The sequence below is a fragment of the Enterobacter sp. AG326 genome (assembly GCF_004362415.1).
Classification (GTDB): Bacteria; Pseudomonadota; Gammaproteobacteria; order Enterobacterales; family Enterobacteriaceae; genus Enterobacter; species Enterobacter asburiae.
In genome coordinates, this window is record NZ_SNXG01000008.1 from 123661 (window position 1) to 147853 (window position 24193).

Here is a 24193-nt window from a genome sequence, read left to right on the forward strand (position 1 = left end):
TGGTATGTCAAAAAAAGTCTATATTTCACTTTGCCCGCCGCGCATTTGTCCTGGATAATGCGCCGCGTTCATGTCCTCAAAATGGCGTAACGTCCTATGCTACATTTGTTTGCCGGCCTGGATTTACATACCGGGCTTTTATTATTGCTTGCTCTGGTTTTTGTACTGTTTTACGAAGCGATCAACGGCTTCCACGACACTGCAAACGCAGTAGCGACGGTTATCTACACTCGCGCAATGCGATCGCAGCTTGCGGTTGTTATGGCGGCGGTATTTAACTTTTTTGGTGTTCTCCTGGGCGGGCTGAGCGTTGCGTATGCCATCGTGCATATGCTGCCAACGGATCTGCTGCTTAACGTTAGTTCTGGCCATGGCCTCGCTATGGTGTTCTCAATGCTGCTTGCTGCAATTATCTGGAACCTCGGTACCTGGTATTTTGGCCTGCCTGCATCCAGTTCTCACACCCTCATCGGCGCGATTATCGGTATCGGGTTAACGAATGCCCTCATGACCGGTACCTCGGTTGTTGATGCATTAAATATCCCGAAAGTACTGGGGATCTTTGCCTCACTCATCGTCTCCCCTATCGTGGGTCTGGTGGTGGCTGGCGGGCTGATCTTCATCCTGCGTCGTTACTGGAGCAATACCAAAAAACGCTCCCGTATTCACCTGACGCCGGCAGAGCGTGAAAAGAAAGACGGCAAGAAAAAACCGCCATTCTGGACGCGTATTGCCCTGATCATTTCCGCTATCGGCGTGGCTTTCTCACACGGCGCGAACGATGGTCAGAAAGGCATTGGTCTGGTGATGCTGGTACTGATTGGCGTTGCACCGGCAGGATTCGTGGTCAACATGAATGCCTCCGGCTACGAAATCACCCGTACCCGCGATGCGGTCAACAACGTCGAAACCTACTTCCAGCAGCATCCTGAACTGCTGAAGAAGGCGACCGGCGTTGACCAGTTAATCCCTTCTCCGGAAGCCGGTGCCACGACTGCACCAGGCGAGTTCCACTGCCATCCGGCAAACGCGATTAACGCGCTGGAACGTGCGAAAGGCATGCTGGGCAATATCGAAAGTTATGACAAACTGACCGTTGAGCAGCGTGGTCAGCTGCGTCGCATTATGCTGTGCATCTCTGATGTGACGGATAAAGTGGCGAAGCTGCCTGACGTGAATGCTGACGACCAGCGTCTCCTGAAGAAACTGAAAGGCGATATGCTCAACACCATCGAGTACGCGCCAATCTGGATCATCATGGCCGTCGCGCTGGCGCTCGGTATCGGTACGATGATTGGCTGGCGCCGCGTGGCGACCACCATCGGCGAGAAGATCGGTAAGAAAGGCATGACCTATGCGCAGGGTATGTCCGCGCAGATGACGGCGGCAGTGTCTATCGGTCTGGCGAGCTACACCGGTATGCCGGTATCCACCACCCACGTACTCTCCTCGTCCGTGGCAGGTACCATGATTGTTGACGGTGGCGGTCTGCAGCGCAAAACCGTGACCAACATTCTGATGGCCTGGGTGTTCACCCTTCCGGCATCCATCCTGCTGTCTGGCGGTTTGTACTGGATTTCGCTGAAGCTGATCTAATCGGTTGAAGACGACAAAAAAGCGGGTCAGAAACTGACCCGCTTTTTTTATGCTCAGTGCCAAATCATCAATGCAATCATACTGACCACGACCAGCCCGCACAGGGCGCTGGTCAAAATGAACTGACGACGCAGGCGCTCGCAGCGACGAATAAACTCTTCATCGTGATGATCGCGGTAGCGCTGGTAGTAGATGTATCCCACCAGACGCATCTGCTTGCTGGGCTGTCCATGCGAGGTGAAGAACCCTCCACCGTCCACATACTGATAAAGCAACGGATCGCAACCACGAAGTACCACTAACAGCGCACGTAACGATGAGAAGTAGCGCGCCATATTCACTATGCAAACCACGCATAACGCCCAAAACAATGCGACGGTGCTAATCATACATCCTCCCCGGCGTCCGCCCACGAAGCAAGGCTCCTGAGCTACCGCACCCCAATGCCCTGACAGACAGTTCAGTGAAAGAATGACCAAAAGTCGATCCGGTTCGCGTTTTAATATCCGAACGGCTCATTTAATAGTGTAGGAGATCCGTTAATTTTTTTGCCACAAGGTTAATCGTTATCAACACCAAAGCTTGAAAAATATGTTTAACTGGGCCGTAATGAAAGTATCAGACGACGGCATTCTCACTTAGTCATCGATAACTTAAGGAAGGAGTAACACTATGGCTTACAAACACATTCTCATCGCGGTTGACCTCTCCCCTGAGAGCAAAGTGCTGGTTGATAAAGCGGTATCCATGGCACGTCCCTACAACGCGAAAGTTTCGCTGATTCACGTTGACGTGAATTACTCCGACCTCTACACCGGTCTGATCGACGTGAATCTTGGCGATATGCAGAAACGCATTTCCGAAGAGACTCACCACGCTCTGAGCGAACTCTCCACCAACGCGGGCTATCCAATTACCGAAACCCTGAGCGGCAGCGGCGACCTGGGCCAGGTGCTGGTTGATGCGATCAAGAAATACGATATGGACCTGGTGGTTTGCGGTCACCATCAGGACTTCTGGAGCAAGCTGATGTCTTCAGCGCGCCAGCTGATTAACACCGTTCACGTGGATATGCTGATTGTTCCACTGCGTGACGAAGAAGACGAGTAAGTGCATTAAGCTCCCCTCACCCTAACCCTCTCCCAAAGGGAGAGGGGATAGATCGAGGACACAGGCCGGGTAAGGCGAAGCCGCCACCCGGCTTTTTTATTCCGGCGTACCCGGATAAATATCAAACCGGTGCCCTTTCGTGGTCACCGCGTTAGTGGTCGCAACGTCCGCCAGCGGCGGTGCATAGTCCGGGCGCTTTACCACCACCCGCTTCGTGGCAAGCTGACGAGCCGGCTCCAGCAGGCCATCGGCATCCAAATCCGGCCCCACCAGCGACTGAAACACCCGCATCTCTTTCTTCACCAGCGCGCTTTTCTGCTTATGCGGGAACATAGGGTCGAGATAGACCACCTGCGGGCGCGGGGTGATATCCGTCAATGCCGTCAGGCTGGAGGCGTGGATCAGCTGTAGTCGTTCCTGCAGCCACGGGCCGACTTCCGGGTCCGCGTAGCCTCGCGCCAGCCCATCGTCGAGCAGCGCAGCGACCACCGGATTACGCTCCAGCATCCGCACGCGACAGCCGACTGACGCCAGCACAAACGCATCGCGCCCCAGCCCCGCCGTGGCATCGACCACGTCCGGGAGGTAGCTCCCTTTGATGCCGACCGCTTTGGCCACCGCTTCGCCGCGACCGCCGCCGAACTTGCGCCGGTGCGCCATCGCGCCGCCGACAAAGTCGACGAAAATCCCGCCGAGCTTCGGTTCGTCGCGCTTGCGTAATTCGAGATGCTCCGGCGTCATCACCAGCGCCATCAGGTTTTCTTCATCGTGCTCCAGCCCCCAGCGGGCCGCCAGAACAGATAAGGCGCCGTCTCCGGCGCCTGTTTCATCTACTAAGCAGATCTTCACGTAACAATCAGCCTTTGATCCCGTAATGCTCAAGCATCGCATCCAGCTGCGGCTCGCGTCCGCGGAAGCGTTTGAACAGCACCATTGGCTCTTCAGACCCGCCGCGGGTCAGGATGTTATCGAGGAACGACTGGCCGGTTTCGCGGTTGAAGATCCCCTCTTCTTCGAAGCGAGAGAAGGCATCTGCCGCCAGCACGTCGGCCCACAGGTAGCTGTAGTAGCCCGCCGCGTAGCCACCTGCGAAGATGTGGCTGAAGGCATGCGGGAAGCGGCCCCAGGTTGGTCCAGGAATAACGGCAACCTGCTTTTTAATCTCGGCCAGGGTCTCAAGGATTTTCGCGCCCTGCTCCGGGCTAAACTCGGCGTGCAGGCGGAAATCGAACAGGCCGAACTCCAGCTGGCGCAGGATGAACATCGCCGCCTGGTAGTTTTTCGCCGCCAGCATTTTATCCAGCAGCTCTTTCGGCAGCGGCTCGCCGGTCTCATAGTGACCGGAGATAAACGCCAGCGCGTCCGGCTCCCAGCACCAGTTTTCCATAAACTGGCTTGGCAGCTCGACCGCATCCCACGGCACGCCGCTGATACCGGCCACGCCTGCGGTTTCGATGCGGGTCAGCATGTGGTGCAGACCGTGACCGAACTCGTGGAACAGGGTAATCACTTCGTCATGGGTGAACAGCGCCGGTTTGCCGTTCACCGGACGGTTAAAGTTACAGGTCAGGTAGGCGACCGGCTTCTGCAGAGAACCGTCGGCTTTACGCATCTGGCCCACGCAGTCGTCCATCCACGCCCCGCCGCGCTTGTTCTCACGCGCGTAGAGATCGAGGTAGAAGCTGCCGCGCAGCTCGTTTTTCTCGTCATACAGCTCGAAGAAGCGCACGTCCGGATGCCAGACGTCGATATCGGTACGCTCTTTGGCGGTGATGCCATAGATGCGTTTTACCACTTCGAACAGGCCGTTAACGGCTTTGTTTTCCGGGAAGTACGGGCGCAGCTGCTCGTCGCTGATGCTATAGAGGTGCTGCTTCTGTTTTTCGCTGTAGTACGCGATATCCCACGGCTGCAGCTCGTCCACGCCGAACTCCGCTTTCGCGAAGGCGCGCAGCTGGGCCAGCTCTTTCTCACCCTGAGGACGGGCGCGTTTCGCCAGATCGGTCAGGAAGTCGAGCACCTGCTGCGGGTTCTCCGCCATTTTGGTGGCGAGGGATTTATCGGCGTAATTTTCGAAGCCCAGCAGCTGGGCCAGCTCGTGTCGCAGGGCGAGGATCTCCGCCATTACCGGGCTGTTGTCCCACTTACCGGCATTCGGCCCCTGATCGGAGGCGCGGGTGCTGTACGCACGGTACATCTCTTCGCGCAGGGCCTGGTTGTCGCAGTAGGTCATCACCGGCAGATAGCTCGGGATATCCAGCGTTAACAGGAAACCGTCCTGCTCTTTCGCTTCGGCCTGGGCTTTTGCCGCCGCCAGCGCGCTTTCCGGCATACCGGCCAGCTCAGCTTCGTCGGTAATCAGCTTCGTCCAGCCCATGGTGGCGTCGAGCACGTTGTTGCTGTACTGGTTGCCCAGCTCGGACAGACGCGCGGCGATTTCGCCGTAGCGGGTCTGCTTCTCTTTTGGCAGGCCAATCCCGGACAGCTCAAAATCACGCAGGGCGTTATCGACCGATTTTTTCTGCGCCGTGTTCAGTTCGGCATAGTGGTCGCCGTCGCGCAGGTCGCGGTAGGCTTTGTACAGCCCTTCGTGCTGGCCAACCCAGGTGCTGTACTCAGAGAGCAGCGGCAGCGTCTGTTCGTAGGCTTCGCGCAGTTCCGGGCTGTTTTTTACCGAGTTCAGGTGGCTCACCGGGGAGAAGATACGCCCCAGCACGTCGTCCACTTCGGCCAGCGGCTGACACAGATTTTCCCAGGTGTACGGCGCGCCCTGCGCTACCACGCTTTCTACCGCCGCGCGGCAGTTGTCCAGCGATTGCGTAACGGCTGGAACCACATGCTCAGGGAGGATTTTAGAAAACGGCGGCAACGAAAAAGGCGTCAGTAATGGATTGGTCATAAACGCTGTCCTGTTGAAAAAGGTGAATGAAGCGCGCATCCGGCGCTGTGCATATGAGATCTAGAATGGGGTTAAGTGTAGAGGATTTCAATGCCGGACGTTGCGCTTTCGCGGCGGTGGAAACTTTTCTGTATACTGTGGCGATACGCTCTATTTTTGCCCGATGGCGCTACGCTAATCGGGCCTACGTTTACTACCTGGAACACATTCATCCATGCTCAGTTATCGCCACAGCTTCCACGCAGGCAACCACGCCGACGTCCTTAAACACACCGTTCAGAGCCTGATCATCGAATCGCTCAAAGAGAAAGAGAAGCCGTTTCTCTATCTGGACACGCACGCGGGCGCGGGCCGTTATCAGCTGAGCGGCGAGCATGCCGAGCGTACCGGTGAATATCTGGAAGGGATTGCCCGCATCTGGCAGCAGGACGACCTGCCTGCCGAGCTGGAGCCTTACATCGGTGTGGTGAATCACTTCAACCGCAACGGCCAGCTGCGCTACTACCCTGGCTCGCCGCTGATTGCACGTCAGCTGCTGCGCGAGCAGGACAGCCTCCAGCTGACCGAGCTGCATCCGAGCGACTTCCCGCTGCTGCGTTCTGAATTCCAGAAAGACAGCCGCGCCCGCGTGGAAAAATCCGACGGTTACCAGCAGCTGAAGGCCAAACTGCCGCCGGTTTCCCGTCGCGGCCTGGTGCTGATCGACCCGCCGTACGAAATCAAAACCGACTATCAGGCGGTGGTGACCGGTATCCACGAAGGCTACAAACGCTTTGCTACCGGCACCTATGCCCTGTGGTACCCGGTGGTGCTGCGCGCGCAAATCAAACGCATGATCAAAGACCTGGAAGTGACCGGCATCCGCAAGATCCTGCAGATCGAGCTGGCGGTACGCCCTGACAGCGATCAGCGCGGCATGACCGCCTCCGGGATGATTGTGATCAACCCGCCGTGGAAGCTCGAAGCGCAGATGAACAACGTGCTGCCGTGGCTGCATAAAACGCTGGTGCCAGCGGGTACAGGCCACGCCACCGTCAGTTGGATCGTGCCGGAGTAATCGCAGCCATCGGTGGAAACTATTGATTTCAGGTATACAATCGCGGCAATTCACGATTAAGGACAAAAGCAATGACTAAGCATTATGACTACATCGCAATCGGCGGCGGCAGCGGCGGCATCGCCTCCATCAACCGTGCGGCCATGTACGGCCAGAAGTGCGCGCTGATTGAAGCCAAAGCGCTGGGCGGCACCTGCGTGAACGTGGGTTGTGTACCGAAGAAAGTGATGTGGCATGCGGCGCAAATCCGTGAAGCTATCCATATGTATGGCCCGGACTACGGCTTTGACACCACCATCAACCGCTTCGACTGGGACAAACTGATCGCCAGCCGTACCGCCTACATCGACCGCATTCACACCTCGTACGACAACGTGCTGGGTAAAAATAACGTTGACGTGATCCACGGCTTCGCCCGCTTTGTGGACGCGAAAACGATCGAAGTGAACGGCGAGACGATCACCGCCGATCGCATCCTGATCGCCACCGGCGGTCGTCCGAGCCACCCGAACATCCCGGGCGTAGAATACGGCATTGATTCCGACGGTTTCTTCGAGCTGCCTGCCCTGCCTAAGCGCGTTGCCGTTGTTGGCGCGGGTTACATTGCGGTGGAACTGGCCGGCGTGATTAACGGCCTGGGCGCAGAAGCGCACCTGTTCGTACGTAAACACGCGCCGCTGCGCAGCTTTGACCCGCTGATTGTCGATACGCTGGTTGAAGTAATGAACACCGAAGGCCCGACCCTGCACACCAACGCCGTGCCAAAAGCGGTGGTGAAAAACGCGGACGGCAGCCTGACGCTTGAGCTGGAAGATGGCCGCAGCCAGACCGTCGATTGCCTGATCTGGGCGATTGGCCGTGAGCCGGCGAACGATAACTTCAACCTGGGCGTGACCGGCGTGAAAACCGATGAAAAAGGCTATATTGTCGTCGATAAATTCCAGAACACCAGCGTTCCGGGCATTTATGCGGTCGGCGACAACACCGGCGCGGTTGAGCTGACGCCGGTCGCCGTTGCGGCGGGTCGTCGTCTCTCCGAGCGCCTGTTCAACAACAAGCCGGACGAGCATCTGGACTACAGCAACATTCCGACCGTGGTCTTCAGCCACCCGCCAATCGGCACCGTCGGCTTAACCGAGCCGCAGGCGCGCGAGCAGTACGGCGACGACCAGGTGAAAGTGTATAAATCGGCATTTACCGCGATGTACACCGCCGTCACCTCTCACCGTCAGCCGTGCCGCATGAAGCTGGTCTGCGTAGGTCCGGAAGAGAAGATTGTCGGTATCCACGGCATCGGTTTCGGCATGGACGAGATCCTGCAGGGCTTCGCCGTGGCGCTGAAGATGGGCGCAACCAAGAAAGACTTCGACAACACGGTGGCCATCCACCCAACGGCCGCGGAAGAGTTTGTGACCATGCGTTAATCCTGATGCCCCTCCCCGGAGGGGCATTTTTTTAACATTCATAAATCGTTGCAAAACGAATGCTCCGAAAATAGTGATCTACCGCACATATCCCTCCCCATCTACCGAAGCGAATGACTACGCTTATAGGACGCCCGGATAAACCTGTCTTTTGAACACACAACCGGAGGTCCCTATCACCATGTTCAACCAGAAACTACAGGCTACCGAGAACATCGAGTTCGAGATTGCAGAAGAGCTGCGCTACGAGACCGATCCCTGCGAGTTGAAACTGGATGAAATGATTGAGGCGGAGCCGGAACCCGAAATGATCGAGGGGCTACCCGCCTCCGATGCGTTGACGCCCGCAGACCGCTATCTTGAACTGTTCGAGCATGTGCAGTCGACGCGGCTGTTTGCGGACAGTAAAACCTTCCCCGACTGCGCGCCGAAGATGGATCCGCTGGATATCCTGATCCGCTACCGCAAGGTCAGACGCCATCGGGATTTCGACCTTCGCCAGTTTGTGGAGAACCACTTCTGGATGCCGGAAACGTACGGCACAGAATATGTCTCCGACCCGGGACTCTCCCTGAAAGAGCACATTGATAACCTGTGGCCGGTGCTGACGCGCGAGCCACAGGATCATATTCCCTGGTCTTCCCTGCTGGCCCTGCCGCAGGCCTATATAGTCCCCGGCGGGCGATTCAGCGAAACCTACTACTGGGATTCCTATTTCTCCATGCTGGGGCTGGCGGAGAGTGGCCGTAACGATCTGCTGAAGTGTATGGCGGACAACTTCGCCTGGCTGATTGAACGCTACGGGCATATCCCCAACGGCAACCGCACCTATTATCTCAGCCGCTCGCAGCCGCCGGTCTTTGCCCTGATGGTGGAGCTGTTCGAGGAGGACGGCGTGCGCGGTGCGAAACGCTATCTGGATCACCTCAAAATGGAGTACGCCTTCTGGATGGACGGTGCGGAGTCGCTGCTGCTTAACCAGGCTTACCGCAGCGCCGTACGCATGCCGGACGGTTCACTGCTCAACCGCTACTGGGACGACCGTGATACCCCGCGCGACGAATCGTGGATTGAGGACGTGGAAACTGCCCGCCACTCGGGTCGTCCGCCCAATGAGGTTTACCGCGATCTGCGCGCGGGGGCGGCGTCCGGCTGGGATTATTCGTCCCGCTGGCTGCGCGATCCGACGCGGCTCGCCAGCATCCGCACAACGCAGTTTATCCCCATCGATCTGAACGCCTTCCTGTTCAAGCTGGAAAGCGCTATCGCCAATATCTCGGCGTCGAAAGGGGATAAAGAGACGGCAGAGGCGTTCCGCCAGAAAGCCAACGATCGCCGCGCGGCGGTGAACCGCTATCTGTGGGATGAGGAGAGCGGCTGCTACCGCGATTACGACTGGCGACGCGAAGAGCTGGCGCTGTTTTCTGCCGCCAGCATTGTGCCGCTGTATGTTGGAATGGCGACGCACGAGCAGGCAGAACGTTTGTCTGATGCGGTCAAATCGCGGCTGCTGACCCCGGGCGGAATTCTGGCGACCGAGTACGAAACCAGCGAACAGTGGGATAAACCCAACGGCTGGGCGCCGCTGCAGTGGATGGCGATTCAGGGGTTCAAGCAGTACGGCAACGACTCGCTGGGCGATGAGATCGCCTGGAGCTGGCTGCATACGGTGAACCATTTTTATAAGACGCATCACAAGCTAATTGAGAAGTATCACATCGCCAGCAGCACGCCGCGCGAAGGTGGCGGGGGTGAGTATCCGCTGCAGGACGGTTTTGGCTGGACGAACGGCGTGGTGCGGCGGCTGATTGGGTTGTATGGGGAGCCTTAAGCGGGGTGCGGTCTGGTGCCCTCACCCCGGCCCTCTCCCACAGGGAGAGGGAGAAGAGATCAGCGAATCACCTCATAAATGGCAGTCTGAATGGACTGCCATTTTTTCGTGGTGGCATCCGGCTGCGACTGCGCACGGCGTGTGGCCATGTCGAGATCGTGCTGCTGGCGTTTCACCACGGCAGGCACGGTGCAGAACGCTTTGAGATACTCTTTACGAACCGAGGTCAGAGACTCGCCGTTCGACATGGCATGGCTGAGCGTGTTGATGAAGCGACGACACGGCTTCTCTTCCACCATGTTCTGCCGGTAGCGTAACATCAGCTCCAGCACATCGTCATAGCCTGCCGACATCGCCTCTTCGGTCCAGGAGAGCTTCCAGTCCATGCCGCCCTGCAAAAATAGCAGGGTCACACGGGTATCGTTGCGGTTGATGGCCGAGCGGAAATTATTCTCGTCCCAGGTCACCCCCATCCGCGTGAGCGTTTCGCGCGAGGAAGGCGTCTCGCGCATTTCCTGCGGAGGAGCCGCTTCAGCCGCGCTGGCGGTTGCAGGCTGCGGTTTGCTGCTGGTCACCAGCCAGAAGCCTCCCGCCACGATGGCGATCACCATGACGCCAACCGCCCCCCATAGCGCACCGGAAATGAGCTGCTCGCGTTGTTCAGGGGTACGCGGCGCGCGCTGGGTCGGCTTTTCAATGGTGTCACGGACTTCAAACAGATCCCCACCGGTGACCCGATCCATTTTCTGCGCCTTTTCCCAGAAGGTATGCAATTCGCTGGCATCTACCGCCATGAATCCGGCCGGATTGACGCGCGTTCTCCCCTCTTCAAACGCGCGCTGAACGGGCCGCGCGATCTGCGCATAGTAGTTATCCAGCAGCTGGATTTGCGCCGAGCTTAGCGTTTTCTGAACGGTGATGCTGTTGCGGATTTGCCGAATATCATCGAGGAAGGTTTGCAGCGTTTTGCGCGGTTCAACCAGCAGCGTCAGCATGGACGGGTCGCTGAACAGCGAAGCGTAATAGCGGCTGAACTCTTTTTTATCCACCAGCATCTGCGCCAGTTCACTGAACATCATGCCGCTGAGGACATCATTGATCTCGCCAAGCTTCAGCCAGCGCCGCACGCGGTCAGCGTTAAACAGGGTCTTAAGATGGTTGTTCAGCCGCACCTGATCGGGCCAGGCCTGCTGGATGAGCCCTTTAATCATCAGCTCAATCGCGCGTACCTGCTTGTGCGCCTGCTGCTGCTGGAGTTCGCTTCCCGGTGCCAGGTCAGTGCTGTAGGTCAACAGCGGCTGCTGCAGGCGAAGATGTTCCAGCGCGGTCACAAACCGCATCGCCGCAATAAGCTGGTTTTCACTCACATCCTGTCCGCTTTCATACTGCGGAACGCGCTGCTGCAGCAGGCGCAGCTGGAGCGTAAATTCCGACATCTCGGCATCATTGAGGTTGAGTTTTTTCGCAACGGCTCCCCAGCCGCCCAGAGCTAATCGCGCGCTGTCGAGTTGTTCCAGGAACCAGCGTGGATCTTTTCCCTCAGAAGCATGTACATTCAGAAGGAGTAAAATTTCCACCGACGCATGGCGAATGACCGCCAGACAGTGTTCAAACTGTTCGCGGATATGGTGTGATGTGCTGAGAGTCATTGTTTTCCTTAAGCGACAACGAAGACATCCGGAATGGGCACGAGACGCCCTTTTTTCTTTTTATTTATACGCGGTTAACCATACCTGACTTTCTGTTGAAATAAAGTGACAACCCTAAAATGATTTAAAATGTTTCAGGAGAAACTGAATGCCGGTTTTAATTACCTCTCGCCTGACCTGTTCGCCCCTGCAGGAACAAGACTGGCCCTTTTTTCTGGCGCTCCAGCAGCACCCCGACGTCATGCGCTTTGTGGCGGAAGACCGCCCCGTCGCGGCGATCCGCGACGCGTTTGATTCGCGCCTGACGCCCTGGTCACCGGGCAGCGCGCACTGGCTTTGTCTCGTCGTACGTGACGCCGCCTCACATGCCCCGCTGGGCGTTACCGGGTATATTCATCGGGAGGAGGACTGCGCCGAAGTGGGCTTCCTTTTCGCACCCGAGGCGCAGGGGAAAGGTTACGGCTTTGAATCCCTGAAAGCACTTTGCGATTACGCTTTTCATCAGGGCGGTATACGGCGACTCACCGCCACCGTCACCGCGGGAAATGTCGCGTCAAGACGCCTGCTGGAAAAAGCCCGCTTTCGCCTGGAAGGTGAATTACGCGAGAGCTATTACCTTGCGGGGCGCTGGCAAAATGACTGGCTATTTGGTTTATTACAGCAGGAATACCTGAATAATAATTCCTGACCAACCGCTTTTTAGCAGATATTTCCCGGACGTCGTTTCCTCTTCAGTGTCGCTATTAAGAGGAAACGAATATCAAACGTCATTCGCTGGAAATATTTTCAGCGGCCATTGCGTTAATAAAAAAACATCCGGGTCTTTCTCTGGAGAAATATCGTGATGAAAATGGGTTATCGGCTATGGCTGCCTGCGTTCTTTATCACTGTCAGTATGCAGACACATCCATATTAAGGGTTTCCTTAAGAGGTTCCTTCCCCTTAAGCCCGCGCATCACAGGAACATACCGCCTGACACTTCAATACGTTGCGCATTCATCCAGCCCAGCTTATCGCTGAGCAGTGCCGCAATGGCATCGCCAATATCGTCCGGCAGCCCCACCCGTCCCAGCGCCGTCTGCGAGGCCAGCATCTGATTCAGCTCCGCGTTGTCGCGCACGCGTCCGCCGCCAAAGTCGGTTTCTATCGCACCCGGCGCAATGATATTGACGGAAATCCCGCGCGCGCCCAGCTCTTTCGCCTGATAACGCGTCAGCACTTCCATCGCTCCCTTCATGGCCGCATAGGTCCCTGAGCCCGGCTGGGTAAAACGGGCCAGCCCGCTGGAGACGTTGAGGATACGTCCCCCGTCGTTAAGCAGCGGCAGCAAGCGCTGGGTCAGGAAGAAAGGTCCTTTGAAATGAATGTTCAACGCTTCATCAAACTGGGCTTCCGTCGTGTCGGCATAGGGCGCATATAAACCCGTTCCGGCATTGTTCAATAAATAGTCAAAGGTTTCGCGCTGCCAGACGGTCTTAAGAGTTTCCTGAAGCTGTCGGGCAAAATGATCAAAACCCGTGATATCCCCGACGTTGAGCTGTAATGCCGCTGCGTTGACGCCTTTTTGCTGAATTTCATGCACAACATCCAGCGCTTCCTGCTGGCTACGGTTGTATGTCAGGACAATTCCCGTGCCGTCTGCCGCCAGCTTTAACGCAGCGTTTTTACCTAGACCACGGCTACCACCCGTCACTAATGCGATACGTTCACTCATCATAAACCTCGTTTTGGCTGTTAAGAAGATTGAGAAAGAGCTTATTAGGTGATAGAAAATCAATAAAGATGGGTTAAAACGCTTCACTGTTTCACCAGAAACAACAATGAGCTTCCTCTATGGATAAAATTCACGCAATGCAGTTGTTCGTCCGCGTCGCGGAACTGGAGAGTTTTTCCCGCGCGGCCGAAACATTAACCCTGCCGAAAGGCAGCGTCTCGCGGCAAATTCAGGCCCTGGAAAACCGGCTTGGGACCCAGCTATTGCACCGCACCACGCGCCGCGTCAGCCTGACGCAGGACGGCATGGTCTATTACGAACGGGCAAAAGATCTGCTGGCAAACCTTGATGAACTCGACGGTATGTTTCAGCACGATCCCTCCAGCATCAGCGGTCGGCTGCGCGTGGATATGCCCGTCGGCGTTGCTCGAAATTTAGTCATCCCCAAACTACCTGCTTTTCTGCAGCACTATCCGGGCATTGAACTGGAGCTCAGCAGCAGCGATCGCCTGGTGGATGTGATTCGCGAAGGGTTTGATTGCGTGGTGCGCGTCGGCACTTTGAAGGATTCAGGGCTGATTGCCCGTCCGCTGGGCAAGCTGTCGGTGATTAACTGCGCCAGCCCGGATTATCTGACGCGTTTTGGCTATCCGGAAACCCTGGACGATTTAGGCTCGCACGCCGTGATCCACTACGCTGCGATGCTGGGAACCCGCCCGCAGGGCTTTGAGTTTTATAACGGCAGTGCGACGCAGTGGATAAAAACGGGCGGGGTGTTAACCGTCAACAGCACGGAAACTTACCAGGCTGCCTGTCTCGCCGGGCTGGGCATTATTCAGGTTCCGCGGGTTGGGGTGCGCGATTTACTGCGCGCGAAGAAACTGATTGAGATCCTCCCGCAATACCGGGCCGAACCGATGCCCGTCTCCCTGATTTACCCTCACCGCCGCAACCTCTCCCGCCGGGTCCATCTGTTCATGGAGTGGCTTACCGAACTCACAAAAGCTTACGTGGACTAGCCGCAAGCTATAATTCAAAAACACATCCAGCTCAACGAAAAGGAAAATGCGCGTGACGCCGGAAAACAACCCGCAACGACCCACCCAACATTTAGAGTATGAGCCCGTCAAAAAGATGGAAACCGGGCCCGAAGAGGCCAAAACGCCAGGCACCGCCAGCAAAGCGCTGGGGACCGTCACCGGCATCGCCGCGAGAATTCAGCAGTTTCCCATGGTTGCGCATCTGATACGCGCGACCGAGCGCTTTAATGACCGCATGGGGAACCAGTTTGGGGCCGCCATCACCTATTTTTCCTTCCTGTCGATGATCCCGATCCTGATGGTGTCGTTTGCAGCGGCAGGTTTTGTGCTCGCGTCGCACCCGACGCTGCTGCAGGATATCTTCAGTAAGATCCTGAATAACGTCAGTGACCCGACTCTTGCCAGCACGCTCAAGAGCACCATCAATACCGCCGTGCAGCAGCGTACCACCGTCGGTATCGTCGGTTTGCTGATTGCACTTTACTCCGGCGTTAACTGGATGGGCAACCTGCGCGAGGCCATTCGCGCCCAGTCACGCGACGTCTGGGAGCGTAAGCCGCAGGACCAGGAGAAAATTTGGGTTAAGTATCTCCGCGATTTTGTTTCGCTGATTGGCCTGCTCGTCGCGCTGATCGTGACGCTTTCCATTACCTCCGTGGCGGGCTCGGCGCAGCAGATGATCATCTCCGCGCTCTATCTTGATTACATCGAATGGCTGAAGCCCGCCTGGCGCGGCATTGGGCTGGCCATTTCCATCTTCGCTAACTACCTGCTGTTCTTCTGGATCTTCTGGCGCTTGCCCCGCCATCGTCCGCGCAAGAAGGCGCTGATTCGCGGCACGTTGATTGCGGCGATCGGCTTTGAGGTGATCAAAATCGTGATGACCTACACGCTGCCATCGCTGGTGAAATCGCCTTCCGGCGCGGCGTTTGGCTCGGTGCTGGGACTGATGGCCTTCTTCTATTTCTTCGCCCGCCTGACGCTGTTCTGCGCGGCATGGATTGCCACCGCCGAGTACAAAGGCGACACGCGAATGCCCGGTAAAACGCACCGCTAGCCCCGCTCTCGGGCTGAAATTTCAGCCCGATTCATCATTTCAGCATATAAATCCAGTCCGTAACTTTTATTTAACTGAAAACCAGTTTAATTGACTGATATTTAAAATCTGTGAAGCATTTCATAGACGTGTTTTCGCTGGCCTGAAAATTATCCGCTTTTTGTTGCTTTTATCACCAGCGCGCGGCTTTGTTACAGATTGAAATGTCGCTTTTGCTGTGCGTAATATGGCCTTTCGTTCGACAAAAATAAGAAAATATTATGCAAGCAACAGCCACCACACTCGACTCAGGAACGGAAAACGTTCCGGTAAACTCGCGCAATAAAGTTGTCGTCGCCTCGCTGATTGGCACCGCCATTGAGTTCTTCGACTTTTATATTTATGCCACCGCCGCGGTCATCGTCTTCCCGCATATTTTCTTCCCGCAGGGCGATCCGACGGCGGCCACACTGCAGTCTCTGGCGACCTTTGCCATCGCGTTTGTTGCGCGTCCGATTGGCTCTGCGCTGTTTGGACACTTTGGCGATCGCATTGGCCGCAAAGTCACCCTGGTGGCCTCGCTGCTGACGATGGGCATCTCCACCGTAGCCATCGGTCTGCTGCCGACCTATGAAACCATCGGCATTCTGGCGCCGGTCCTGCTGGCGCTGGCGCGTTTCGGTCAGGGTCTGGGACTGGGCGGTGAATGGGGCGGCGCGGCGCTGCTGGCCACCGAGAACGCCCCGGCGCGCAAGCGCGCGCTGTACGGTTCATTCCCGCAGCTGGGCGCACCGATTGGCTTCTTCTTTGCCAACGGGACGTTCCTGCTGCTCTCCTGGCTGCTGACGGATGAACAGTTCATGAGCTGGGGCTGGCGTCTCCCGTTTATCTTCTCAGCCGTGCTGGTGCTGATTGGCCTGTATGTGCGCGTTTCGCTGCATGAAACCCCAGTTTTTGCGAAAGTGGCCGCGGCGAACAAGCAGGTGAAAGTGCCGCTGGGTACGCTGCTGACCAAACACGTCCGCGTGACCGTACTGGGCACGTTCATCATGCTGGCAACCTATACGCTGTTCTACATCATGACCGTCTACTCTATGACGTTCAGTACCGCCGCCGCGCCGGTTGGCCTGGGGCTGCCGCGTAACGAAGTGCTGTGGATGCTGATGATGGCAGTGATCGGGTTCGGGGTCATGGTACCGATTGCGGGTCTGCTGGCGGATAAGTTTGGTCGCCGCTCAAGCATGATTGTGATCACCACGCTGATCATTCTGTTTGCCCTGTTCGTCTTCCCGCCGCTGCTGGGTTCAGGTAGTCCGGCACTGGTGATGGCCTATCTGCTGATTGGCCTGAGCCTGATGGGGCTGACCTTCGGCCCGATGGGCGCGCTGCTGCCTGAGCTGTTCCCGACGGAAGTGCGTTATACCGGTGCGTCGTTCTCCTACAACGTTGCCTCTATTCTGGGCGCGTCCGTTGCGCCGTATATCGCCACCTGGCTGCAGGCGAACTATGGTCTGTTCTACGTGGGCGTCTATCTGGCGGCCATGGCAGCGCTGACGCTGATTGCGCTACTGCTGACGCACGAGACGAAGCATCAGGCTCTGTAATTCACTGCGGCCCGATGCCCTCTCCCCGCCCCTCTCCCACAGGGAGAGGGAGAAAGGGAGCTACTTCTTCATCTGCGACAAAATAGTACGGCACTGATTAGCCTCGCCCTCAGACGGCGAAATCAACGCCAGCAGGGCTGCGGCTGGGGTGACCAGCGTCGCCAGGGCCGCAGCTACCGCACCGCGCGCAATCAGCGGTCCGGGCTTCACGCCCGCCTGAGGGTTTTTGAAGGTTCCGCGCACGTAAAGCGGCGAGCGCAGGGTGATGATGCGGATCCCCTTACTTTCCGGGTCAATCGTCAAATCAAGCTGCTCCGAGGCCATGCTCGCGGTCCCGGTCACGTTAATCACCGCGTTTTCCGTGTCGAAGGCAAATATCTGCGGACGCGCCACGCCGTTAACCAGATCCAGATTGGCCGCCGCGCAGTTCACCCGCACCTCGTCATCACCGAAGATTTGCCCGATGACGTAGTTACCGACGTTCAGCCCCAGGATCTCCATCAGGTTGCGGCTCACCAGCCCGTCGTTCATCAGCAGCTTCAGGTTACCATTGCCGCTGCCCAGCAGCGCCGCCACCGAGTTCCCCACGCCGCGAATGTCGGCATCACCGTTCATTTCACCGAGAGTTTTCTGCATCAGTTCTACGTTCGGCATCAGCTCTTTCAGCTTCAATCGACGCGCCTGGATTTCCGCCCGTCCCTGCATCGGCTTCTTATCGCCTTCCAGGTGAATATTCGAGGAAATCGTCCCGCCCGCCATGCCGAACTTCAGCGGCTGCAGGCGCAGGTCGGCGTTTTTGAGGAGGATATGGGTCGAAAGATTGCTGATCGGCAGCGTACTGCCATGTTCAATTTTTCCGCCTTTGAAGCGCACATCCGCATCCATCACGTCCCATTTGTCGGTTTCGAAGCGATCGTATGGCAGCACTTTGCCGGCAGGCTGAACATCCTTTTTGATCTCTTTCGACTTGGTACCTTTACCCGAGTCCACGCCAATTAGCGGGCCCAGGTCGGCCAGACGCAGCTGACGGGACTCAACATCCCCTTCCAGTTTCGGGCGCGGTTTTCCGGTGGTGTAGGTCAGCGTGCCGTGAATATCACTGTCACCGATGCGGCCGTTGAAATCCCGGTAGTCAAAAACGGACGCTTTTTCGGTATCGATTTTGGCAACCAGATGCCCGTCCGTTTCGAACGGCGGGGTATCCGGCAGCAGCACGCCGGTCAGTTCATACAGCTCGCCCAGCGAATCGCCGGCAAATTTGAGCTGAAGGTCGACGCCCCCCATATTCATCGGATCGTTAACCGTGCCCACGAACGCCACGCGGGTGTTACCGGAACGGAAGTCCGCCTGCACCGGGAACGGTGTGCCTTCGCTCCGCAGCGCCAGCATGCCGCCTATTTTTCCTTTACCGCTGAGAGGCTGATCGTTGTAGCGCCCTTTTGCCGTCAGGCCGAAGACATAGTCACCTACGCTTGCCGCGTCGCCTTTTGCTTTCGTGCCCGTGACCTCGCTAAACGGCAGCGGTTTGCCCAGCGGATCGACCAGGATCTCCACATCCGCCTTGCTGACCTTATCGTCGATGGCGATCCGTCCTCGATCGAAAAGAATATTGTCGAGACGGAATGACCAGGAGGAAGGCTGGGCATTCGGATCTTTTTCGCTGTCGCTGGCAAGGTTAAACGTCCAGTTGTTGTTTTTTTCTGAAAGTCGGATCAGGCGCGCATCGGGCTGCTGAAGTTTGATCCACGGCAGATAGACCGTTTTGGTGAGGAGCGCCAGCGGAGCCAGCGTGGCTTCAACGCGCGGCAGGTGGATCATGGTGACGTCCGGGATATCCGGCGGGTTGCCGAGAATGATGTCGTCGGCATGGACGTGAGGCCAGGGGATCCAGCTGCGCCAGCCTGGCTCCTCTTTCTGACGCTCCCATACCACCCCTAAATCGCCGCGTATGGCGAAGGGGCGGTTCAGTTCGGTTGAGACTTTCTGGTTGATGGTCGGCTTGAGACGGTTCCAGTCAAACGTCGCAATAATGATGGCGACGACCACGATCAACAACAAGAAAATCCCTGCTGTCCAGGAGATTACCCTGGTTGTTCTCGTCATTTTTATCCCCTTTCCTGATGACCTGTCCTGTAAAACTATAGTCCAGACAAAGGGAAGCGGGCTTATCAGAGGGTCGTTATAACGCTATCGAGGCGATCCATGGGTACCGGGCGGGAGAGATAATAGCCTTGCGCCGCCGCTGCGGGAGAGTTTTGCACATCGCGCCACTCTTCCAGTGTTTCCACACCTTCAACAATCACGCCCTGGCAATAGCGGTTCATCAGCTGTAATAACAGCGTAAACAGATTCCGCCCTTCCGGGGTTTGACGCAGCATAATGAACAGGTCGCGGGCCACTTTAATGTAGTCGTAGCGAACTTCACTCAGGGCGGAGAAGTTCGCCATGCCGGTGCCAAAGTCATCCAGCCACAGCGGGCCGTATTCGCATATCGACGCAAATGAGGAATCCTGCGGCAGGCGGACATGCTCCACCAGCTCAAAGCGCATCCACGGCAGGGTGGCGATCAGCTCCTGCAATTTTGCGTTCTGACGCAGCGCCAGCAGGGTTGGGCCATCGACGTTCACCGAGGCGAGGATATCGTGCTGTTCGAAAAAAGGTTGCTTCGTCGCCAGCATACGAAGCTGCTCTTCCAGCACGTCCAGACGCTGGCGAACGGCAACTTCGGCAAAATAGCGATCCGGCGCGATGCGCTGAGTAGGGTTTGAGGGATGCGTAACGACGGTCAAAATTTCAATTGCCATCAGTCGACCATCTGTTCGGTAGATCGGCTGATAGGTGTACGCACGCTCACATTGCAGCCAGTAGCGATGCTCCTGCAAGTTCTCAATACTTGCCTCAGGCGTAGTGCTCAGCCGCTGGATAACCTGCTCTGACTTCATTTCAGATGTCCTGTTGTTGGGATAGCCTTTCTGGACTCGTCACAGGATTATCGGCGCGACAATTGAGAACTTTATGTTCAATTCACCGGGAAAATGAAATTAAGATGACAGAAATGCGCGGGAACACGCGCTGGCTCAAATAAAATAATGGAACGTTGTTTTAATATAGTTGACCGGTTAATTCACTCAGCGCACACTGCTGATAATTCTTCTGTTCAGGTTCACGACTATGTCCAAAAAAATTGCCGTGATTGGCGAATGCATGATTGAGCTGTCACAAAAAGGCGCGGAAGTCAGCCGCGGATTTGGTGGCGATACGTTAAACACGTCCGTTTATATTGCCCGTCAGGTCGCGCCTGACGCGCTTACCGTGAACTACGTGACCGCCCTGGGCACGGACAGCTTCAGCCAGCAAATGCTGGAGGCCTGGCAGAGTGAACATGTTGAAACGTCGCTGATTCAGCGTATGGAGAACCGCCTCCCGGGGCTTTATTACATCGAAACCGACAGCACCGGCGAACGCACGTTTTATTACTGGCGTAACGAAGCCGCGGCCAAATTCTGGCTGGAGAGCGACGCGGCCGCGGCCATCTGCGAAAAGCTGGCGACCTTTGACTACCTCTATCTGAGCGGCATTAGCCTGGCGATTTTAAGCCCCGCCAGCCGTGAAAAGCTGCTCTCGCTGCTGCGCGAATGCCGTGCAAACGGCGGCAAAGTTATTTTCGATAACAACTACCGCCCGCGCCTGTGGGCCAGCTGCGAAGAGACGCAGCAGGTCTATCAGCAGATGCTGCAGTGCACCGATATCGCCTTCCTGACGCTCGACGATGAAGACGCCCTGTGGGGTGAGAAACCGGTAGAGGACGTGATTGCACGCACGCAGGCGGCAGGCGTGAGCGAAGTGGTGATTAAGCGCGGGGCGGATTCGTGCCTGGTCGCGGTGGCGGGCGAAGCGCTGGTTAACGTTCCGGCGGTGAAGCTTGCCAAAGAGAAAGTGATTGATACCACGGCGGCCGGCGATTCATTCAGCGCGGGATATCTGGCGGTACGTCTGACGGGTGGAACGCCGGAAGCGGCGGCACAGCGTGGTCACCTGACGGCCAGCACGGTGATTCAGTATCGCGGGGCGATTATTCCGCGTGAGGCGATGCCTGTTTAAGTAAGGTGCGGGCTGATGCCCTCACCCTAACCCTCTCCCACAGGGAGAGGGAATGTTTAAGCATTACTGCCCCTGCGGAATATCCGTCGCGTCCGGATGTAAATCATCGGCCGTGGCGGCCTGCGCGGGCTGCGGCGCGGTAGCCATAATGGAATCCCAGGTCGTCTGAAGTTCCTTCATGTCATATTCCGGCTCGCCCTTCGGCTGCAGGAGGATCAACGCCATCTCCTGCGACAGCTGCTGACGGAGGTCCTGATTGAGCATCTCGACGGTCAGACCGTTGAGGAAGTCCTGACGAAGCTTCTGGTACTGTTCCGGCGCAATGTCCACCACCTGGTTCTGCAGAGAGCGAATACGCTGGCTGATCAGAATGTCGGTATCGGCGCGAGCGTAGGTCGCAAACAGCTTCTGCAGCTCGAGTTTTTTCTGCGCCACGAGAGCGTTGAATTCCTCTTCGGAAAGACCCTCTTTACGCACTTTTGCCAGCTCTTTCGCAACCACGCCCAGATTGGCATTCAGCTTATCGCCCGGCGATTCAACGTTGATGGCGCACTGCGCACGCTGGAACAGCACGCGGCAGTCAAAGCCAAGACCGATATTCTTCACGTTGTTCTTGCTCAGCGTCTGCTGAACGTGCCAGAACAGCGCTTCACGCGCCAGATCGGCACGCCAGTAGCGCAGCATCGCCGCGGACTCGCGGATTGGCTGCCAGGCGTTATCCCACATGACGGAGAGGCGATCCTGACGCACGGCGTCCGTCATAATGCTGACAGGCTCTGCACGCAGCGGAGAGAGCGTCGGAACAGGGGCTGGCGTTTCACGCTTGCCTTTCAAATCACCAAACGCTTTGTTGATCTGCTCCACCACCGCGCGGCTGTCCACGTTACCCACCACGATTAGCGTCATCGCGTCCGGGGTGTACCACTTCTGGTAGAACGATTTTACCTGTTCGGCATCCACCGGCTGTTTCAGCGGTTCGGCCGGATCGTGTCCCAGCAGCGTCGAGCCCTTCAGGCGGTAACGCCACCAGCCTTCTTTGGTATCCCCAGGCCAGGTCGCCACCATGTCGCTGTTGCTCAGCGCATAGTTGACGGTGTCCGGCGTAATCGCCAGATTGCCAGAGGCATCGGAGAGATACGTAAGCGCTTCTTTAAGCAGGTCGTTACGGTTGTTTGGCAGGCTCAGGTTAAACATGGTGTAGTCATACGAGACAACAGCCGGGGGGAGCGGGCGTTTTGGATCGATGGCCTGCTGCCAAAGCGAACGCACCTGAACCGCTTGCAGGCTGCCGCTCTGCGTGAGCGCCAGCCGGGGAATAAAATGGCTAAAACCGGTTTGCTGAGTGCTTTCCGTGAGGGAACCGGTATTAATAGACAGACGGATTTCTATACGGTCACTGGGACGCTGCGGAGTGGCTAACACCTGCCACTGAAAACCGTTCGCTAATGTCCCTTGTTGCCAGGCCGGGTCTGGCTGGAGCGCATCTGCCTGCACATAACTGGCTGCTGCCATCATCAGCAAACCGCCGGTTAAGAGTCGAATTTTTGTGCCCTGCATGTGAACCCCTGATCAACATTCCTGGTTAAAAAAGAGTGTTTCGCGACGCTCTTCACTCTTAAAGATGACGATGAAAACACGTCGATTAGACCGCGCGTTCGGCAAAACGTCACGGTCAGAAGTGAAATATACCCAAAAAAAATCTTGTCGAATTATGACAGGTACGAACAGTTATTATGCGCAGGAGCCCGCATCCCGACAAGGGAATACGGGCATTTGTGACAAGATTAAGAGGATAAGCCAGGATTTTTGCTGTCAGTTGAACGATTATTCAGAGTATCGTCGAGCTTTTTGTGATCCAGCTCTTTTACCCATTTCGCCACTACCACCGTTGCCACGCCGTTACCCACCAGGTTGGTTAACGCGCGCGCCTCTGACATGAAGCGATCGATACCGAGAATCAACGCCAGACCCGCCACCGGCAGGTGACCCACAGCGGAAATGGTGGCAGCCAGCACGATAAAGCCACTGCCCGTCACGCCTGCCGCGCCTTTAGAGGAGAGCAGGAGTACCACCAGCAGGGTAATCTGGTGGAAAATATCCATATGGCTGTTGGTCGCCTGAGCGATAAACACGGCCGCCATCGTCAGGTATATCGAGGTGCCGTCCAGGTTGAAGGAGTAGCCCGTCGGGATCACCAGCCCGACCACCGATTTACGGCACCCCAGCTTTTCCATCTTGTCGAGCATACGCGGCAGCGCCGATTCTGAAGAGGAGGTCCCCAGAACAATCAGCAGCTCTTCGCGGATGTAACGGATAAATTTGAAGATGTTGAAACCCGTCGCGCGGGCGATGGAGCCCAGCACTACGACCACGAAAAGGATACAGGTGATATAGAAGCAGATAATCAGCTGACCCAGCTGCACCAGCGTACCGACGCCATACTTACCGATGGTGAAGGCCATCGCACCGAAAGCACCGATCGGCGCCAGGCGCATGATCATATTGATGATGCCGAAGATCACCTGCGAGAAGCTTTCGATCACATTAAAGATAAGCTGGCCTTTACTGCCCAGACGGTGCAGGGCAAAGCCAAACATCACGGCGAACAGCAGAACCTGCAGGATGTTTCCGCTGGCGAACGCGCCAATGACGCTGCCCGGTATCACGTCCAGCAGGAAGGCCACCACGCCCTGATCCTTCGCCTGCTCGGCATACACCGCAACCGCTTTGGCATCCAGCGTTGACGGGTCTACGTTCATCCCCGCGCCCGGCTGCACCACGTTGACGATGATCAGACCGATAATCAGTGCAAGGGTACTGACCACTTCAAAATAGAGAAGCGCCACCGCACCGGTACGACCTACCGCCTTCATGCTTTCCATGCCAGCGATGCCCGTCACGACGGTACAGAAGATCACCGGAGCGATGACCATTTTGATGAGCTTAACGAACGCGTCGCCAAGCGGTTTCATTTGCGCGCCCAGCTCAGGGTAATAGTGACCCAGCAGAATACCGATGGCGATGGCTGTCAGGACCTGGAAATAAAGACTTTTGAAGAGTGAGGTTTTCATAAGGTGTCCTTGGGAAGAAAAACCACAGGCTTTGTAAGGTTATGGTTAACCTGCGGCTTTA

19 protein-coding genes are annotated in these 24193 nt (G+C 56.8%); 10 read left to right on the plus strand and 9 right to left on the minus strand.

Annotated elements, in window-relative coordinates:
* The first annotated feature begins 96 nt into the window (after positions 1-96).
* Complete coding sequence (gene pitA / locus DFO52_RS19795) at positions 97-1596, plus strand: inorganic phosphate transporter PitA (protein WP_008503116.1); 1500 nt, start codon at positions 97-99, stop codon at positions 1594-1596.
* Between the two features lie 53 nt (positions 1597-1649).
* On the opposite strand, the gene uspB is transcribed toward pitA, so the two are convergent.
* Positions 1650-1985, minus strand: coding sequence for a universal stress protein UspB (uspB, locus tag DFO52_RS19800; protein WP_003861224.1), 336 nt, complete (start codon positions 1983-1985; stop codon positions 1650-1652).
* A 283-nt stretch (positions 1986-2268) separates the two neighbouring features.
* Between uspB and uspA the strand changes: the two genes are divergently transcribed.
* Entirely contained in the window at positions 2269-2706 is a 438-nt protein-coding gene (gene uspA, locus DFO52_RS19805) for a universal stress protein UspA (RefSeq protein WP_003861223.1), read from the plus strand.
* Positions 2707-2802: 96 nt separating this feature from the next.
* Here uspA and rsmJ read toward each other — a convergent pair whose 3' ends face one another.
* Positions 2803-3555, minus strand: a complete 753-nt coding sequence (gene rsmJ, locus DFO52_RS19810; protein WP_029740252.1) for a 16S rRNA (guanine(1516)-N(2))-methyltransferase RsmJ — start codon at positions 3553-3555, stop codon at positions 2803-2805.
* 7 nt (positions 3556-3562) lie between these two features.
* The gene (gene prlC / locus DFO52_RS19815) at positions 3563-5605 is read right to left on the minus strand and encodes an oligopeptidase A (RefSeq protein ID WP_032662146.1); all 2043 of its coding nucleotides are present in this window, start codon (positions 5603-5605) and stop codon (positions 3563-3565) included.
* A gap of 214 nt (positions 5606-5819) precedes the next feature.
* On the opposite strand from prlC, the gene DFO52_RS19820 reads away from it, so the two are divergent.
* From DFO52_RS19820 to DFO52_RS19830, 3 genes are all read left to right on the plus strand, one after another.
* Positions 5820-6662: a 23S rRNA (adenine(2030)-N(6))-methyltransferase RlmJ gene (locus DFO52_RS19820; protein WP_133551047.1), complete on the plus strand. Its 843-nt coding sequence runs from the start codon at positions 5820-5822 to the stop codon at positions 6660-6662.
* A gap of 71 nt (positions 6663-6733) precedes the next feature.
* The gene (gene gorA / locus DFO52_RS19825) at positions 6734-8086 is read left to right on the plus strand and encodes a glutathione-disulfide reductase (protein ID WP_029740254.1); all 1353 of its coding nucleotides are present in this window, start codon (positions 6734-6736) and stop codon (positions 8084-8086) included.
* 181 nt (positions 8087-8267) lie between these two features.
* Positions 8268-9917: an alpha,alpha-trehalase gene (locus DFO52_RS19830; RefSeq protein WP_133551048.1), complete on the plus strand. Its 1650-nt coding sequence runs from the start codon at positions 8268-8270 to the stop codon at positions 9915-9917.
* Positions 9918-9976: 59 nt separating this feature from the next.
* Here DFO52_RS19830 and DFO52_RS19835 read toward each other — a convergent pair whose 3' ends face one another.
* On the minus strand, positions 9977-11566 hold the full coding sequence (locus DFO52_RS19835) for an STY4199 family HEPN domain-containing protein (protein ID WP_032662140.1): 1590 nt from the start codon (positions 11564-11566) through the stop codon (positions 9977-9979).
* A gap of 148 nt (positions 11567-11714) precedes the next feature.
* Between DFO52_RS19835 and DFO52_RS19840 the strand changes: the two genes are divergently transcribed.
* The gene (locus DFO52_RS19840) at positions 11715-12254 is read left to right on the plus strand and encodes a GNAT family protein (RefSeq protein ID WP_133551049.1); all 540 of its coding nucleotides are present in this window, start codon (positions 11715-11717) and stop codon (positions 12252-12254) included.
* Positions 12255-12521: 267 nt separating this feature from the next.
* On the opposite strand, the gene DFO52_RS19850 is transcribed toward DFO52_RS19840, so the two are convergent.
* The gene (locus DFO52_RS19850; protein ID WP_133551058.1) at positions 12522-13280 is read right to left on the minus strand and encodes an SDR family oxidoreductase; all 759 of its coding nucleotides are present in this window, start codon (positions 13278-13280) and stop codon (positions 12522-12524) included.
* A gap of 119 nt (positions 13281-13399) precedes the next feature.
* On the opposite strand from DFO52_RS19850, the gene DFO52_RS19855 reads away from it, so the two are divergent.
* From DFO52_RS19855 to DFO52_RS19865, 3 genes are all read left to right on the plus strand, one after another.
* Positions 13400-14299: a LysR family transcriptional regulator gene (locus DFO52_RS19855; protein WP_029742152.1), complete on the plus strand. Its 900-nt coding sequence runs from the start codon at positions 13400-13402 to the stop codon at positions 14297-14299.
* Between the two features lie 52 nt (positions 14300-14351).
* A complete protein-coding gene (yhjD, locus tag DFO52_RS19860; RefSeq protein WP_038417846.1) occupies positions 14352-15377 on the plus strand; it encodes an inner membrane protein YhjD in 1026 nt (341 codons plus the stop codon).
* Between the two features lie 260 nt (positions 15378-15637).
* Positions 15638-16960 carry an MFS transporter gene (locus tag DFO52_RS19865; protein ID WP_047646786.1) on the plus strand — a complete coding sequence of 441 codons (1323 nt, stop codon included), beginning with the start codon at positions 15638-15640 and terminating at the stop codon, positions 16958-16960.
* 60 nt (positions 16961-17020) lie between these two features.
* On the opposite strand, the gene DFO52_RS19870 is transcribed toward DFO52_RS19865, so the two are convergent.
* Both DFO52_RS19870 and pdeH read right to left on the minus strand, forming a co-directional pair.
* Positions 17021-19063 (minus strand): AsmA family protein, encoded by a 2043-nt coding sequence (locus DFO52_RS19870; protein WP_133551050.1) that lies wholly within the window; start codon positions 19061-19063, stop codon positions 17021-17023.
* Between the two features lie 65 nt (positions 19064-19128).
* Positions 19129-19902, minus strand: coding sequence for a cyclic-guanylate-specific phosphodiesterase (pdeH, locus tag DFO52_RS19875; RefSeq protein ID WP_023309584.1), 774 nt, complete (start codon positions 19900-19902; stop codon positions 19129-19131).
* A 229-nt stretch (positions 19903-20131) separates the two neighbouring features.
* Here pdeH and DFO52_RS19880 point away from each other — a divergent pair, with 229 nt between their 5' ends.
* Positions 20132-21061: a sugar kinase gene (locus tag DFO52_RS19880; protein ID WP_047646784.1), complete on the plus strand. Its 930-nt coding sequence runs from the start codon at positions 20132-20134 to the stop codon at positions 21059-21061.
* Positions 21062-21124: 63 nt separating this feature from the next.
* Here DFO52_RS19880 and DFO52_RS19885 read toward each other — a convergent pair whose 3' ends face one another.
* Together DFO52_RS19885 and DFO52_RS19890 are read right to left on the minus strand one after the other, a co-directional pair.
* Positions 21125-22618: a pitrilysin family protein gene (locus tag DFO52_RS19885; protein ID WP_047646783.1), complete on the minus strand. Its 1494-nt coding sequence runs from the start codon at positions 22616-22618 to the stop codon at positions 21125-21127.
* Positions 22619-22845: 227 nt separating this feature from the next.
* Positions 22846-24132 carry a dicarboxylate/amino acid:cation symporter gene (locus tag DFO52_RS19890; RefSeq protein WP_032662127.1) on the minus strand — a complete coding sequence of 429 codons (1287 nt, stop codon included), beginning with the start codon at positions 24130-24132 and terminating at the stop codon, positions 22846-22848.
* Positions 24133-24193 lie beyond the last annotated feature (61 nt).